This window comes from Pedobacter sp., assembly GCF_035566355.1.
GTDB lineage: Bacteria > Bacteroidota > Bacteroidia > Sphingobacteriales > Sphingobacteriaceae > Pedobacter.
Genome location: NZ_DATMRL010000467.1, coordinates 1 through 16,093 on the forward strand (window position 1 = coordinate 1; position 16,093 = coordinate 16,093).

A 16,093-nucleotide genomic window follows, 5' to 3' on the forward strand; every position below is an offset into this window, starting at 1 on the left:
AAGCTTTCTCCCATTCAATGCCCCATTCTCCATCAACCTGTGCGCCTCCTGAACTGTACCCACCCCTAACTCTCCAACAACATGTATCTCAGGCGCAGCAATCCCGCCCAAAGAAATCCGGTCCGAAATCTCCTGTAAAGCCTCCCCATAGCCGCCCAATTCATTCTTTAACATATAGGCATAATTTGAAATATTCAAAACCACGTCACCACGATCAAACAAAATTTCCCGGGTTCTTTGCGTTCCCAGAAAAGTCACATCCACATAAGTACCATTCGTTTTCAGAACTTCAGCTGCAGTTTCCGTAATCTGACCTCCAGCCAGGTCCACTACAAAATCAAACTCTCCTTTATTTACAGCCAAGAGCTGCTCTGCAAGTCCCTCGGACCGGTAATCCAAAATATGAGAAGTTTCCAAACCCATAACCCGTAAAATCTCCGTACTCTGCTCACTACCCGCAGTAGACACCACGTTCCGGACACCATCTGCAAAAAGCAATTTAATCAAGAACCGGCCAACAGCCCCGGAACCTCCAGCGATAAAAACACTGTCCGAAGCCTTCATCCCCATCCTGCGAAAAGCCTGAAAAGCCGTTAAACCCGAAGACGGAATGGCCGCAGCAGTTTCAAAACTCAAGCCAGCAGGCTTGTGCGCCACTACCTTTGAAGTCACAGCAATATACTCCGCATAGGTACCATTAGACCCTCTGCTTCCTGAAGCTGCAATCACCTCGTCTCCAACAGAAAAACCTGTAACCGAATTACCTACAGCCTCCACCACACCAGAGAATTCCCTACCCAGTATTGGAGAAGTCATTAAGCGGCTTTCCCTCCAACCCAACCTCATCTGATAATCAATCGGATTAAAAGCCGCTGCCTTTATCCTGATCAACAACTGATCCTCCTGAAAAGAAGGCTTATCCACCTCATCAAAGCTAAAATTCGACACATCTCCAAAACCATTCAATACAATTGCTTTCATTTTTTTACATTCTATAGATTCAGTACCAAAACCCCTTTAATATTTTTTATTTAGGTTTGACAAAGGTACCGCTAGCTCAAAAAAGCACCAATAACGCTCAAAAAAAGGAGTAGCTCTAAAAAAAGTGAGCCGCTAACAAAAGGCGGCATAGACAAAAATAACAGATGAAGAAAGAAACCTCAAATTCACTAAACAAAGCCTTCCTGCTCGATTCCTGCAGGATCAATGGTGCTCTGAACATCATCTCCGGCCGATGGAAAGCCCTCATCATCATCCATATTTCAGAAGGCACAAACCGGTTCAGCCTTTTAAAAAACGCCTTACCTACCATCTCCGATCAAACCCTCGGCAAACAATTGAAAGAACTTGAAAAAGACACCCTGATCACCAAAGAAATCATCGCGGAAGTCCCAGTAAGGGTAAATTATCACCTCACAAAAAAAGGAACATCCCTGCTCCCTATACTTGTAGACCTCTCCGAATGGCACGAACCCACTCCAGCCAAAAAATAACCTCCTCTGCACCCTACCCGGACCACCTTCCCTCTGCAATTTGCTCAGAAAATTTTTCACCTGTTCATGAGGCGGCCTCAGAGATCTGTGCGCTTCTTCAGCGCACCTGATATCGTTAGCCCCGAATGAATAGGTGAAAAATTTTCAAAAATTCACCTCCCTAAAAACCCATTAAACGCATTACCTTTTTAAACTCCTCCTGCGGTTCCGCCTTCAGAGCAATCTGCTCCCCGGTAACCGGATGCAAAAAACACAGTTCCGAAGCATGCAGCAACATCGTTGTCATATCCCATTGTTCCTTAAAAAAACGGTTCTGCTTATTACAGCCATGCTTCCTGTCTCCAATAATCGGATAAAAGATATGCGCAAAATGCTTCCTCAACTGATGCATCCTTCCCGTTGTTGGCGCAGCCTCTACCAAAGAATATCTTGAAGTTGCATGCTGACCAAAAGGCACCGGTAATTCCGCCCGCATTAACGTCACAAAAGAAGTAAAAGCCTCCTGAACCATTCCGTTTTCTTTCACCAATGGATAATCAATATCCATCTGATCCGGTGCATATCCCCTCAAAATCGCCAGATACTTTTTCAAAACACCACCTTCCTGAAACTGCTTGTGCATCGCAATCTCCACCTCTTTATCAAACGCAAACAACAGCAAACCACCAGTTTTTCTATCCAGGCGATGTACAGGACTCACAAAACGCCCCACCTGATCCCTTAGCATTTGCAAATGCAAACTCCTTCGCATCGCTGGCAATAGAAGACCGGTGCACCAATAAACCATGTGGCTTATTAATGGCTATTAAATGATCGTCCTGGTAAACAATTTCTAACATACTAATTTTTGGCGAAGATAACATTTGCACAACAATCATTTGCCTATCTTTACATCAAATAAGATTTAAGCCGTATACCTTGATCATTACCATACAAACTACCCCCGTTAAAGAAAACGAAGAAAACCGGTCAGTATTTAAAATCCTGAACCAAAAACTGCTTGAAAAAGCAGCCGAACTTCAGCATTTCAGCCTGCGGCACCTGGAATATGTGGACCCAATTTTTGAAGACGTGGTGATCTACCTGGTCTACAATGCAAAAACACAAATGCGCTGGTACATTGCCAACGATGTGAGCAGTGAAATCAATACCCTGATCCTAAAAGAAATGACTAAACTTGACCTTCAAGTTCTGGACAGCTGAAATGATCCTCTCCCTTCAGGTCAATTGTAAAACGGTCATAAAGTCTGGCAGGCTGTGCCGGATCGTTTTCATTGTGCGCTAAAGTATAATATTCACAAGTTAAGGTGAAATGCTCCTCCTCTTTCTCTATGGCTACTTTAATAAAACCATGATGGCCTTCACAATAAGCCTTCAATTCCACACCTTCCAAAAGTTCATCCTCCCGGGTAAACTGCGGATCTGTTACCTCAGCCAGGACATGCAATTCATCAAATCCTCCAGATCCCGCTACGATGAAAGGAACACTCCTTTCCTTATAATGCTTTAGAAAACGCTGGTAATTGTGCACGTGCCCACTGAAAACCACATCAGGATATACACCTGCTTCTTCAAAAGCAGATTCCAGGAACCGGATCATCGCTGCGCTTGAACCATGGTTCGTATCTGCCGAATAAGGCGCATGATGCAAACAAACAATCAGGGCTTTACCAGACATAGCCGCAGCCCTTTTTAATTCCTTAATGAACCAGTGTTTCTGTTCGGAAGTGATGCAGCCAAATTTAGGCACATTGCTATACAAGCCAATAATCGTAGCCAGTTCAGTATTCAGGGTCCAGTACACATTAGGCTGTATCTGACTCTTTCTGGCCGCCCCTCCCGAAAAATAAACCGTTTTCGGGCTGGTATTGCAGAATACCTCGTAAAAAGCGTCCAGACTTTGATAAGGCTCGGAATTATCTGGGTTCACATCTGCATCGTGATTGCCCGCAATGGCATAAATAGGCCCTGGGTAATGGCTATAAGGTTTAAAGAACTGCGTCTCATACTGTTCGCGCTCTCCAAAATGGTAAACCACATCGCCCAAATGATACAAGAATTCCGGAGGATGTTCCTCCAATCTGTATTGAAGCCCCATCTGCTCCGCAATCTGCCGCTGGAAATCGGGCGATTTTAATCCACCTGTATCCCCTACCATATTAAAAATTAAACGCTGATCTGCATGAGCAGACCGGGGAAGATTCAGATGATAAGGATACACTCCGGAAGGCAAAGGCGGATATTGAAATTTATAGGAATCATCAGGCTGGCCCTTTTTAAAAACCGGCCCGGTTACCTTAGGGTTTCTCGCTGAATACATAGGCTTTATGCTTAAACAAAGCTAAAGGACCCATATTAAGCTAACATTAACAAATGAATACATCAAAATTTACAAAGAGTTTACTTCCCTTAAAGAATCAGACTCTTTAAAATTGTATTGGCAGAACCTCCCCATTGTTTAAAGGCTGAACTTAAATAAGCTTTAAATGCCGGGCCGTCCATCGCTTTACCCTTTACCGGGGGAACAACAACCTGTGGATTTACCGGAGTATCTGTTACCTTTGTAGCAAACCAGGTGATGTTTTCGTGGGGCAGGGCCACCCCAAGGATCATTCCCGGAAGGCCGGAAAAAGACTCAGGACCACCTGATACCGGAATTTTGTCTGTATAGAACGCCACCACATAGATGGAGTCCAGCATCAATCCGTTCGCCCTGCGACAACTATAACCTGCAATGTCACGGGTTTCTTCAGTAATCTTCCAGACCATTCTGCGCAAACTGTCTTTCACCAAAAAAACTTCGTCCAGCACGTTTCTCTGGCTGATAGATAAAGCAGACGAAAAATCGGAATAAATAATGTTATTCTGTTTTCCCATAACGCCCATCCCAAACATATCCGATGGGTCTTCCTTTTTTACTTCAGGTACAAAAAGTGTTTTCTGATCTCTAAAACTCAGACTGCTTTTAAAGACATTAAACTGAGGCGTTCTTTTCTTCATTCCATCCATGGCTTCATCTATAAAGCTGCCCTCGCGCGCCCCGCCCATCATACGTTTCATCACCGCATGCGTATTCACCCTTTTTTCAAATTCAATTACACCTTGTTCCGTAAAACGCACATTTTGCGCAAATAATGGAAGACCGTTCAGCATCAGGCAACAGCCCAACAATATCTTCATCAGTTTTATTTTCTTCATGATTTAAGCTCCTCCCATTTTATTAAAATCCCAGCTCAGACTGCAGATCACATATCTCCTGATCATGGTATAATTGGTCTGAACAATCGAATTCTGACTGGCACTCCGGTTAAAACCATTATTCTGGTTCAGAATATCCTTTGCCGAAATGGTCAGGTACAAGCTCTGGTCTTTCAGGAATTTTCGGCTAATGGACGCATTCCAGATGAAACGTGAAAAATCCTCATCAAAAGACTTGGTTTTTGCTCTGAATTCATACTCTCCATCAGAACTCAGTTCTATCTTACCCGGAAGGTAAACGGTCAACGAAGGTCTGGAACTAAAACCCCATCCATTATCATTAAATTGCTTCTGGAGCGAAGACTGGCTGATGTTGTAATTAGGCGAAAAATCAAGGTTAAAATTATACTTACTTTCTTTACCCTTCATCAGGTTCAGGTTTGCCGAAAAACTATATGATTTGGTCTGGTTCAATTCATTGTTTAAGAAACTATAATTCGTACTTCCATTGGCTGACAGGTTTATATTTGCATTCATGTCCAGCGCTTTGATGGCACTTCCAAAACCAATATTTAATCCATAATTGGTATTGTTCTTTTCAGTCAGGTTAACGGCCTGATACGTAGACTTACCTGTTGTTGTATCCCTCACCGTATTGTTCATGATCGGGTTCATCGTAAAAGAGTAACTGCCATTAATCATCAGGGCCCGGGAAGAAAGCATTTTAAAAGAGTTATAGCCTACATTAAAACTACTATTGAAAGAAGGTTTAAGGTTCGGATTTCCAATGGTGATGTTCAAAGGGTCCGTATTTACCCGAACTGGCTGGATCTGATCTATACCTGGCTGACTCGTCTGTCCATTATAACTGAAGCGTAAGCTTTTTTGAGCAGACATCATATACTGGTAATTCAGTTGCGGGCTCCAGTTCACAAAATTTCTTTTGATGCTTTCGTCCGTAAATACATTTTTCTGTTCAAACTTGACCGCCACCAGCCTGGTCCCAAAATTCAACACAGACTTTTCCTTTCTATAGTTGAACATCAGACCTGCCGTATTGGTGAGCTGGTCCAGCTTATAGTTGTTGCTAAACAAACTATCCAATACCGTGTATTCGCCTGGCGTCGATGCATTATAAGATCTTCGGTCCTGGGTACTGTTGTTTACATTCAGGCCATAATTCACCTGAGCTGCAAAGCTGGAGGTAATCGGTTCTGAATAGGCCAGATTGGAATTAAAAACAGCGCTGTTGGTTTTATTGGTCTTATACTGATCTATATTTACCGTACTGTCCAGCTTGCCTTGTTCATTGAAGAAACTATTTTTAGATTTTAAAAAACCCTTAGCATCGTTTTGGGTAATATTTTCACTCATATTAACGGACAGCGTTCTTCCTTTTTTCTGGAACTTTTTTGTCCACAAAGCACTTGCCCGGAATGCTTTCCCATTGGCTTTATTATCCAGGTTCCGCTCAGATTCATTAAGCAAAACTTCGTTTTCTCTGACCGTATTTTCTGTGAACTGATTATTGGTTTCACTATGTTTTAACGACCCTCCGAAAGAAACTTTTAAATTGCTCATAGAATCCAGTTTAACGGCATACTTGCCATCCAGTTTCTGGCTGAAAGAAGAATTGTTATAGGTTTCATCTGAATTACTTTTGGTGATCCGGTTGGTGTAATTATTTTGAGTCTGCACATTACGCGTCCCTTCTACATTCATATTGTTCACCTTATAATTCCCATTCACAGATTCTTTTCCACTATTCCACTTGTTATCAAAATGCAAACCACCTGCCCTGGACAAAGGAATTCCCTGCCCTCCATAACCGCCGTCAAAAGTATCCAGATCCTCTCCCATGCCACCAGCCATCATGACCATCCCGCCACCGCCACCGGAAAAATCCATATCATCTAAAGAACTCATATCAAAACTGGACATCCCCATCTGGTTTCCTGTATTAGCAATATTGCCATAAAGTCCAAATTTCTTTTTCCCCTGAAACCGGTTATAAGTGGCCTGCCCCTCGTACAATTTATCCGTACCCAAACCCGCATTTACCTTTCCAAAGGCTCCGTTCTTCTTCCCTTCCTTGAGTTTAAGGTTAATGGTTTTTGCCCGTTGTCCATCATCAATCCCGGTAAAGGAAGCCTGCTCACTTTTTCTGTCATACAACTGCACTTTATCCACCATGTCTCCACGGATATTCTTGGTCACCAGCGTAGGGTCATCTCCAAAAAATTCTTCACCGTCTACCAGTACTTTATCCACAGCCTTTCCCTGGGCCGTAATTTTACCGTCCTTAGCCACCTGAACACCAGGCAGCTGTTTCAGCAGGGCCTCCACTTTAGAATTCGGCTGAATAATATAACTATCTGCATTAAACTCCGTGGTGTCTCCATTCATTTTCACCGCATTTACTGCTCCCTTGATCTCTACAGCCGACAAAAGATTGGCTTTCAGCAGCAGATTGACTTTACCAAAGTCTTTCTCCTTCTTCACAGAATCCAGACTGAATTTCTCCCAATAATCGGCATAGCCAGGATAAGTGACCAGCAGAATAAAATTTCCAGGTTTCAAAGCCGGTACAGAAAAGGAGCCATTACTGCCCACCCGGCTAAATTTAACCAGGGTTGAATCTTTGGCATTCCATACCGAAACACTCGAATTGACCAATCTGGCGGTATAGGCTGTGTCTACAACAAATCCCCTTACTGCATAACCATTTTGAGCATACAGAGCAAATGAACCTAGAAGAAAAAGGAGTAACGAGAGTATAATTTTTTTCATATAAATGGCAGAATGCGTAAAGTTAAAACGAATTTTACTGAAGAAGGATATATTAACATTCTTTAACTTTTTGTCGATTTTTGTTACTTTGACCCTAAATTGATCTGATCGTTACATACAGCCCCGAATTATTATAACAATGACCCCTACAAGAAAGCTCCGAATTATAAGCCACGAACGCCACGCAGCAGAAAATGTAGTGATCCAATTTGAGCCGGTAAACGGCGAAAAAATCCATTACCAAAGCGGGCAGTTTTTGGTCTTTTCTTTTCAGTTGAACGGGAAAGAAGTCAGACGTTCCTATTCCATGTGCAGTTCACCCGTTGTAGATGAGCCGCTTACTATCGCTGTAAAACTGGTTGAAAATGGGGAAATATCTAAATTCCTGCATCATAAAGTAGGTGTGGGTGATGTTCTCGATGCCATGGAACCCAATGGGATATTTACCTATAACCCTGAAAAAGAAGCCAGAAGAACGGTGTTCCTTTTCGCTGCAGGTGTAGGAATTACCCCAATATATTCTATCCTCAAAACTGCGCTGCTCACAGAAGAACGCTCTAAAATTGTATTGGTATACAGCAATAAATCTGTTCGGGATACCCTCTTTTATGAGGAATTGAAAAAATGGCAGGAAAGCTATCCGGAGCGCTTTAAAATTGAATGGCTTTTCAGCGAATCCAAAAACCTGTTAATGGCCAGGCTTAACAACGTTCGGATTGAACAAATCGTAAAAGAACATCTAAGCTATGATCGAAGTGATGCCTTGTTCTATACCTGTGGACCGATCAATTATATGGTACTTTGCCGCATTACCCTAAGAGCAATGGGTTATAGCCAGGACCAGATCAAAAGAGAGACTTATTTCATTCCCGAAGACGAAGCAGACGATGATGATCTGACAGAAAAAAAAATAAAGGATACCAACACTTATTCTGTTATTATAGACTACCGTGATAAAACTTACAGACTGGATGTCCCCTATTACAAAAGAATTCTTGAGGTGGCGCTGGAAAACCACATCAACCTGCCCTACAGCTGCGGAGCCGGAATGTGCAGTACCTGCACCTCTACCTGCACAGAAGGCGGGGTAAGAATGGACTACAACGAAGTACTAACGGATCAGGAGATTCAGCAGGGACGTGTGCTCATCTGTACCGGTCACCCTACGGCCAACAATACCAGAATCGTTATTGGCTAAGCCGGGCTTTTGGTTATCTTTGCGTAAATGAAACGCAGGATCCTCAGACTGATCGATTTTTTCTATCCGCCCTTTTCGAAGTTTATTCCACTTCAAACCTTCCGGTATGCGGTTTCAGGTGGAAGCAATGCCGCATTGAACCTGCTCATCTTCTTCCTGAGCTATAATTTTATCCTGAACCAGGAAGTCATTGTGATAGGTCCATATTCTATTACCAGGTATATTGCAGCCTACGCAATGGCTTTATCTGTAAGTTTTCCTGTCGGATTCCTGCTCAATAAGTATATTGTTTTCCAGCAATCGGACCTGCACAGCCGCGTACAGCTTTTCAGGTATGCCTCCGTAACGGCCATGAGTATTTACTTTGATTATGCCCTGCTTCATTTTTTTGTAGGGTATCTGGGCTTTTGGGCAACGCCCTCACAAGCGCTTATTATTGTAATTCTGTCGCTGTTCAGCTATTTCTTTCAAACTTATGTAACCTTTACAACGAAGAAACGAAGTCTTTAATGGTAGCGCTGGGATAGCCCTTTTTATTGATCCATTGCATAAATCTATCCATACGGTCTATCATTTGCGTACCGGAATTTTTGCTCACATAACCAGGAAAGCCAAAACGTTCCTTGTCTTTCAGATCTGTAAATTCCCAGGGATGGAAATACACATTCAGATAGCCATCTTTCTCATAAGTCCTTTTGGCCAGATACTGGTACCAGCCCAGGGGCAAATTATGAAAAGAAAGCCAGAACAAAGGAAAACGCAGCAGCGGGCTCACCGATGCCGGTAGCTGTAACACACCGCAGTCCTGAAAATAGGTCCTGGACACGTGCAGGTTATTATACCTTCCCGGAAGCCAGGTCGGATTGATAGAGCTGTTGTAAACATAACCCGCATTTTTGATCTCCTTTTCATCTACCGGCATCATTCTGGCCATGCGATAGCCCTCTATACGTACACCGGATAAACGCTCCAGTTCAATTTTAGAAGCCAGCAGATGTTCCGGTTTAAAATCAGAATGGTAATATCCGTGAGAAGCCAGTTCATGCCCTTCCTCCAGGATTCTCTCCAGGATTTCTGAGGCATGCTGTCCAAATGTAGCCGTACAGAAAAAGGTAGCCTTTAACCGGTTTTTCTTCAGCAGATCAAGAATGCTGTGGCTGCCCTGAATGGAAATCTGGATCTGGTCTTCAAAAGAGATGGATTTACCATACTCAAAAGCCATATCAAACTCTTCTATATCAAAACTCAACAACACCATTTTCTTTCAGACTTAAATTACTTGAACGGATAATATAATTAGGACGGTTTTTACTTTGCAGGAACATCTTGCCAATATAGATACCAATGATGCCCAGTATGATCAGCTGCAGTCCACCAAAAAACACGATGGTCATAATAATTGAAGCCCAGCCATTTACTTCCTTTCCAATATAGAAAGCATGAATTACATAAGGGATGTACAATAAGGACAAAAAAGAAAAGATAAAACCCAAATATACGGCGGTATAAAGAGGCTTGATACTGAAAGAGGTAACTCCATGGGTTGCAAAACGAAGCATCTTTTTCAAATTATACTTGCTGCTGCCAGAGAACCTCTTGCTCGGCACATAATCCAGGGCAAATTGTTTATAGCCCATCCACTTCACCAGTCCTCTTATGAAAGGTTCATTTTCCTGGAACTCTTTAAAAACGCTCACCACTTTACTGTCCATCAACCTGAAATCGGCAGTACCGGATTCAATTTCAATATCGGAAAGTACATTCAGCAATTTATAATATAAGGAAGAAGTAACCCTTTTTTTATAAGGCAGAGATTTATCTTCATGTCTTCTGGTGTATACTACTTCATAACCTTCCTCCCATTTGTCCAGCATTTGGATGATCAGTTCCGGCGGATGCTGCAGGTCTGCATCCAGGGAAATTACACAATCCCCATGAGCGTGGTCCAGCCCGGCCTTAAGCGCAGGCTGATGTCCAAAATTCCGCGAAAATTCAATATAAAAAATATTCGGCTTGGTTTGAGCCATAGTCTTAATTACAGACAGGGTTTTATCTTTACTCCCGTCGTCTACCAGGATAATCTCAAATGCATAACCTCTCCCTTCTAAAATACGTTCTAATCTTTCAACGATAACCAATAGGTTATCCTCTTCATTATAGGCAGGAATGACAATAGAGATTGTTTTTTGCATGGAGTTCTTTACGAAATAAGAGGACACAAAATTGCAAATAAAATTGCAACTACACAGCACATTATAAAATTTAGCAAACCACTTACAAAGATTTAATGTTATATATTCTGTTAATTTTTCTAAAATTGCAGAATGCATAACGCGAAAAACTTTATATCTAAGCTGATATATAACAAATTCTTCTGGCAATTCTTCGTTGCAATTTTCATGCTTGCAATGGCAATTTTCTTTATCAGAGAAGAACACATAGAAGTTATTAAGATCCACGAACAGCTCAGCAACAGTAATCCATTATACATTACCCTGGGCATTGCCCTCACCATAATATACATCCTGGCACAGGCACAGATGTATGTACACAGCTTTAAAGCCCTCAACAAAAAGGTCTCTATAAAAACCGCCGTCATCCTGTTCTTAAAGCGAAACCTGGTCAGCATATTTTTACCTGCTGGCGGTTTTTCTTCCCTCGTCTTTTTTACCAAAGACCTGGAAAAAGGAGGTATTTCAAAATCCCAGATCCATTTAGCCTCCACGGTATTTGGCTTCTGCAGTATTCTGTCTGTGGTTTTAGTGGGCGTTCCTGTTCTGGGTGTTGCCCTTCTGTTTACCAAACTCGGACTCGCAGAACTGTTAAGTTTTGTTTTCCTGCTGCTGCTCACTGGTGCCCTTATTCTGCTGATCTACTCGATTGCTAAAAAAGGCATTGCTTACCGGTGGCTCTCTAAAGTAAGACCTTCACTAACCACAATCCTCGACGATATGATCGATCAAAAGGTAAGCCGTAAACAATTCTGGCTCACCTTACTGGTTTCCATAGGCATAGAGATTATTGGTATTGTCCATCTCTATATCTCCATGCTGGCCCTGGGTCTTAACGCCAGCTGGCCGGCTGCGATTATAGGCTATATGGTTATGGTAATCCTGCTTATTGCCTCACCGTTTTTAAGAGGATTGGGAACCATCGAAGTATCCCTGACCTTTATATTGCAGCAATTTGGATTCCCCATTGTAGCTGCTGCGACCATTACTCTTTTATTCCGCTTCTTTGAGTTCTGGCTGCCTTTAATTGCCGGGATCATCAGCTTTATCACCAAGAAAGACAACCTCATCCTGCGTGTATTGCCCGCGGTGATCATTCTTGTATTGGGTATCGTAAACATCATTTCTTCTATTACTCCGGCCATTCCTGCACGTTTACGGCTGGTCAAGAATATACTTCCTGAAGATGTGATTGTGACCAGCAATGCCCTGGTTCTTGTCTTTGGACTTGCCCTGGTCATGCTCAGTATCTTCCTGCTGCAAGGCTCCAGACGAGCCTGGTATATTGCCCTGTTCATTACCGCCTTTTCTTTCTTCGGACATTTGATCAAGGCAGCAGATTTTGAAGAAGCCATACTGGCCTTTGTAGCTGGTTCTTCTTTATGGTACACCCGCAGCAATTACAAGCTCCGGCCCCATCCTAACTTTATCTCTTTCAACTATTTTGTACTCATTTATGCCGTTGTAGCGGTATTGGCCTATGGGGTACTGGGCTTCTATTTCATAGACAAGAAACATTTCGGAATAGATTTTAAATTCATTGAAGCGGTAAAAGCGGTGCTAAAACTGCTCTTCCTGGTAGATGATAAAGCATTGGTACCACGTACCCATTTCGGAGAACATTTTGAAGACTCCATTTATTTTGCCGGTGCCTGCCTGATCCTGTTCTTTGTTTTCAGCATTCTGAAACCTTACTTTTCCAAACCCTACAACAGCGATGCAGATTTTGACCAGGCCAATGAACTCCTTAAGAAATATGGCTGTTCTGCCCTGGATTATTTCAAGACCTACCCGGATAAATACCTCTTCTTCAACGAAGACAAGACCGCCTTTATCAGTTTTAAAATTACGCAGCATTTTGCCATTGTACTGGAGGATCCTGTAGCCGAGAATGAAGAAGGCAAACTGGAAATGGTCCATAAATTTGAGATTTTCTGTAAAGAAAATGGCTTTATCAGTGCCTATTACAGGGTACCGGAGAAATCCCTTGGCTTTTACCATAAGCTGGGCAGAAAATCTATTCCGATTGGAGAAGAAGCCATCCTCAACTTAACTACATTTACCATGGATGGCGGTAAAATGAAAACCACCAGAAGTGCTGTAAACCGCCTTACCTCCGAAGGTTTTCAGTTAAAAGTATACCAGGCCCCTATTAAAGAAGGTTTACTCCAGAAACTGGAAAAAGTATCTGACAACTGGATGGAAGAACTTAACCAGAAAGAAGTAGCCTTTACTCAGGGCGTATTTGATGCCGGTATCCTGAAAGAACAAACCATCCTGACCATTGAAGACCAGGAAGAAAAGGTGTACGCCTTCTTAAATTTGATTCCTGATTACGCGCCAGGCGAAGCCACTTATGACCTGATCCGGAAAATCAGCGATGCGCCAAATGGCGTACTGGACATGTTGCTGGCCAAAACCTTCCTGTATCTAAAAGAACAGGGCTATACCTCGGCAAATATGGGGCTTGCTCCCCTTTCGGGAATGGAAGATGTGAACGTAACACAGAAAACCATAAAATATGCTTACGAAAACCTCAAGGTTTTTGGACAGTTTAAAGGATTAAGAAAATATAAAGAGAAATTCTTCCCTTCCTGGGAAAAGAAATACCTGATCTTCAGCCACAATTACCACCTGCTCCAGGTACCAAGGGCATTGAAGAAAGTATCGGAGGGTGATCAATAAAGCAGCATGACCTAAAAACCCTGCACAATAAATTTCGCAAGTTGACTCACGTCGTCATCATAACGGTGCGACCCGGGTACCAGGATCTTATGAATTTTTTCTACAGGCTTAATCGCTTCGTAGAAGTCGCTACCCTCTTGTTTTCCAAAAATACAATAGACTGGCACAGGGCTTCTCTTCAACTCGGGAAGCACTTTATACTTATCCTTATCTGTCCCCCCAAAGCCTAGCATATTGGATATTTTGGTTACAAAACCAGTAGAAAAGCCCGGAGAAAGCAACACCAATGATTTTAATTTCTGGTTAGCAGATGAAGAAAAATTAGACGGTAAAAAAGCACCAACGTCTGCCCCGAAGGAATAACCGACCACCACAAACGATGATTTGTTCCAGGTCTGGAGATAATGCTCTATAATGCCTTCCATATCCCCACCAAACTGCGCAGGGCTTTTCTGGTCCCAGAAGTATTTCCTGGTGTCCAGAGCCAGTACTGCATAACCAGCTTCCGACAATTCCTGGGTTAGGTTTTGTGAAAATTTATTCCAGCCCCCATCGCCGCTCAAGTATACAACCAAGGTCTTATTATCATTTTTTTGGATGGTATGCAACGGAAATGAAGAAAGGCTTACTCTTTTTTGTGCTTTAACACTGCAAACAAAAAAAGTCAACAGCAAAATGGAATATATTCTGGATCTCATACAGAGGTTCTGGTTAAATTTTCCCCAAAGATATTAAACTCAACTGACGGCCGAGGAATCTTTTTGGTCTGAGAGATGCCACAATTTTAGCATAAGCGCTTTCATCATAGCGATGGGCACCAGGTACAATGGTCAGTTTGAAATTAGACATTTTAAGTTCACTGAGAGGCTTAACTTCTTCTGCCTTACCATAAAAACAATACACAGGAACATCTATTTTCTCTACTTCAGGCGCTACTTTATAGAGCCTGTTGTCTCCTCCGATATTCAGCAGATCAGAAGTATGTACCTTAAAATCAGAAGAAGAAAAGGGGCTCAGCAATTGTACGGCAACAATTTTATCCCGGATTCTTTCAGGTAAACCATTGTAAATAAAAGGCACTACATCTGCCCCAAAAGAAAAACCGCATAAAAAGATCCGGTTGGTCTTGTAAAGTGCATTGTACTTATCAATCAGTAAAAAGACATCATCTGCCGTTTCCTGCGGAGTCTTCTGCGACCAGAAATAACTACGGGAATTGAATCCGATCACATAAAAACCTTTCTTGGTATATTCTGTAGCCAGCCGGTCCTCAAATTCAAGCCAGCCGCCATCTCCTGAAAACAGGAATAAAATTCTCTTGGAAAAAATATTGGCTGTTGGGTACACGATCACCGGCAGATTGTAGTCATTTTGCTCAATACCATGGTGATTGGTCATGCGGTTGCGGACCAGCAAACCACAGCCGGAAAAGGTGAGCGCAATAAATAGTCCTGTTAGCAGCAACCAGAGCTTCATTTTATACATTTCATATCAACGCTCGCATGCAAAAAACACACCAACCGCTTAAAAGTATCTAATTATTTTACATTCATCTGCAATTACTTGTAACAAAAAGAAAACACAAAGTTAAAATCCTTAAAATAAGGTCAGCTGTGCAGGTTTTGGAGGCTGCGCATAACCCGATACAGTTCTGCCTCCGTATTTCCAGGAGTCCCTGCGCTCTCTTTCAATAAGGGCATCAAAATTCTGGTTTGGGGTAAAATCTTTCTCTGCCGCCCTGGAAAGCTCTCCAAGCTTACGGATGGCATCCAGTTTATCCGATTGTCCTATCTTAGCTTTCTGAACCGCTTTACTCAACACGCTGATGGTTTCATCAAAAATCTTTACCGGAACCGGAAAAGGATGACCATCCTTCCCCCCATGGGCAAAAGAAAAACGGGCAGGATCATCAAAACGGCAAGGTGTACCATAGATCACTTCACTGACCAAGGCCATAGACTGCAGGGTTCTTGGCCCCATGCCCTCCAAAAGCAATAAATCTTCAAAATCTGCAGGCTTTTTTTCATGGCTCAGCCAAAGCATGGCCCCAAGTCTTTTCAAATCCACATCTTCTGCCCTGACTTCGTGATGTCCGGGCAAGATCAGATGCCGGATTTCCTTCAGCATACGTTCAGGATGTTCTGCAGACATTGACATCAATGAGGCACGGGAGGGCTGCGCACCAGCAGCTACCATATTCAGGATCTGCCCCTGGTTTACCCCGCAAATTCCGGTATGCGGTTCCTCCACAAAAGACTTCACCGCAGAAGAATGCCAGTGATACCGCCTGGCCGTATTGCTTTCATTACTCATTCCCTGCTGGACTACCGTCCATAAACCTTCTGTATTGACCACAAAGCTGTGCAGGTACAATTGAAAACCATCCTGTACAGCAGTATTATCAACCTTGGCACTGAGCTTGCTGCAACGAACGAGTGATGGTCCGTCCAGCCCCGTACGGTCGCAGTAATGGAGCAGTTCCTGTGGCGTCTGTCTAG

14 protein-coding genes and 1 pseudogene are annotated in these 16,093 nt (G+C 42.8%); 5 read left to right on the forward strand and 10 right to left on the reverse strand.

What is annotated here, in order from left to right; all coding sequences use genetic code 11:
• On the reverse strand, positions 1-981 hold a 981-nt coding region (locus VNZ46_RS18130; protein ID WP_325561440.1), incomplete at its 3' end, for an NADP-dependent oxidoreductase.
• Between the two features lie 164 nt (positions 982-1,145).
• Here VNZ46_RS18130 and VNZ46_RS18135 point away from each other — a divergent pair.
• Positions 1,146-1,493 (forward strand): helix-turn-helix domain-containing protein, encoded by a 348-nt coding sequence (locus tag VNZ46_RS18135; RefSeq protein WP_325561441.1) that lies wholly within the window; start codon positions 1,146-1,148, stop codon positions 1,491-1,493.
• Positions 1,494-1,653: 160 nt separating this feature from the next.
• Here the strand turns inward: VNZ46_RS18135 and VNZ46_RS18140 are convergent.
• Positions 1,654-2,332, reverse strand: a pseudogene (locus tag VNZ46_RS18140) (pseudouridine synthase).
• A 79-nt stretch (positions 2,333-2,411) separates the two neighbouring features.
• On the opposite strand from VNZ46_RS18140, the gene VNZ46_RS18145 reads away from it, so the two are divergent.
• Complete coding sequence (locus VNZ46_RS18145; protein WP_108554111.1) at positions 2,412-2,696, forward strand: hypothetical protein; 285 nt, start codon at positions 2,412-2,414, stop codon at positions 2,694-2,696.
• Here the strand turns inward: VNZ46_RS18145 and VNZ46_RS18150 are convergent.
• The 3 genes from VNZ46_RS18150 to VNZ46_RS18160 all read right to left on the reverse strand — a co-directional run bounded on the left by VNZ46_RS18150 (position 2,665) and on the right by VNZ46_RS18160 (position 7,481).
• Positions 2,665-3,813 carry a metallophosphoesterase family protein gene (locus VNZ46_RS18150; RefSeq protein WP_325561442.1) on the reverse strand — a complete coding sequence of 383 codons (1,149 nt, stop codon included), beginning with the start codon at positions 3,811-3,813 and terminating at the stop codon, positions 2,665-2,667. The genes VNZ46_RS18145 and VNZ46_RS18150 overlap by 32 nt on opposite strands.
• Positions 3,814-3,902: 89 nt before the next feature.
• Complete coding sequence (locus VNZ46_RS18155) at positions 3,903-4,691, reverse strand: GLPGLI family protein (RefSeq protein WP_325561443.1); 789 nt, start codon at positions 4,689-4,691, stop codon at positions 3,903-3,905.
• A 3-nt stretch (positions 4,692-4,694) separates the two neighbouring features.
• On the reverse strand, positions 4,695-7,481 hold the full coding sequence (locus VNZ46_RS18160; RefSeq protein ID WP_325561444.1) for an outer membrane beta-barrel family protein: 2,787 nt from the start codon (positions 7,479-7,481) through the stop codon (positions 4,695-4,697).
• A gap of 139 nt (positions 7,482-7,620) precedes the next feature.
• On the opposite strand from VNZ46_RS18160, the gene VNZ46_RS18165 reads away from it, so the two are divergent.
• Positions 7,621-8,679 carry a ferredoxin--NADP reductase gene (locus tag VNZ46_RS18165; RefSeq protein ID WP_325561445.1) on the forward strand — a complete coding sequence of 353 codons (1,059 nt, stop codon included), beginning with the start codon at positions 7,621-7,623 and terminating at the stop codon, positions 8,677-8,679.
• Positions 8,680-8,706: 27 nt separating this feature from the next.
• Entirely contained in the window at positions 8,707-9,189 is a 483-nt protein-coding gene (locus tag VNZ46_RS18170) for a GtrA family protein (RefSeq protein ID WP_325561446.1), read from the forward strand.
• On the opposite strand, the gene VNZ46_RS18175 is transcribed toward VNZ46_RS18170, so the two are convergent.
• Entirely contained in the window at positions 9,164-9,937 is a 774-nt protein-coding gene (locus tag VNZ46_RS18175) for a polysaccharide deacetylase family protein (RefSeq protein WP_325561447.1), read from the reverse strand. The two genes, VNZ46_RS18170 and VNZ46_RS18175, sit on opposite strands and share 26 nt — an antisense overlap.
• On the reverse strand, positions 9,918-10,871 hold the full coding sequence (locus VNZ46_RS18180; RefSeq protein WP_325561448.1) for a glycosyltransferase family 2 protein: 954 nt from the start codon (positions 10,869-10,871) through the stop codon (positions 9,918-9,920). Before VNZ46_RS18180 ends, VNZ46_RS18175 begins: the two co-directional genes overlap by 20 nt.
• 207 nt (positions 10,872-11,078) lie before the next feature.
• Here VNZ46_RS18180 and VNZ46_RS18185 point away from each other — a divergent pair, with 207 nt between their 5' ends.
• Positions 11,079-13,595 (forward strand): phosphatidylglycerol lysyltransferase domain-containing protein, encoded by a 2,517-nt coding sequence (locus VNZ46_RS18185; protein ID WP_325561452.1) that lies wholly within the window; start codon positions 11,079-11,081, stop codon positions 13,593-13,595.
• An 11-nt stretch (positions 13,596-13,606) separates the two neighbouring features.
• Here the strand turns inward: VNZ46_RS18185 and VNZ46_RS18190 are convergent, their stop codons facing one another.
• The 3 genes from VNZ46_RS18190 to VNZ46_RS18200 form a co-directional block, all read right to left on the reverse strand.
• Positions 13,607-14,293 (reverse strand): alpha/beta fold hydrolase, encoded by a 687-nt coding sequence (locus VNZ46_RS18190; RefSeq protein WP_325561449.1) that lies wholly within the window; start codon positions 14,291-14,293, stop codon positions 13,607-13,609.
• 13 nt (positions 14,294-14,306) lie between these two features.
• Complete coding sequence (locus VNZ46_RS18195) at positions 14,307-15,071, reverse strand: AcvB/VirJ family lysyl-phosphatidylglycerol hydrolase (RefSeq protein ID WP_325561450.1); 765 nt, start codon at positions 15,069-15,071, stop codon at positions 14,307-14,309.
• 120 nt (positions 15,072-15,191) lie between these two features.
• Positions 15,192-16,093, reverse strand: a 902-nt coding sequence (locus VNZ46_RS18200; RefSeq protein WP_325561451.1) for a DUF763 domain-containing protein, incomplete at its 5' end; no start/stop codon positions are given.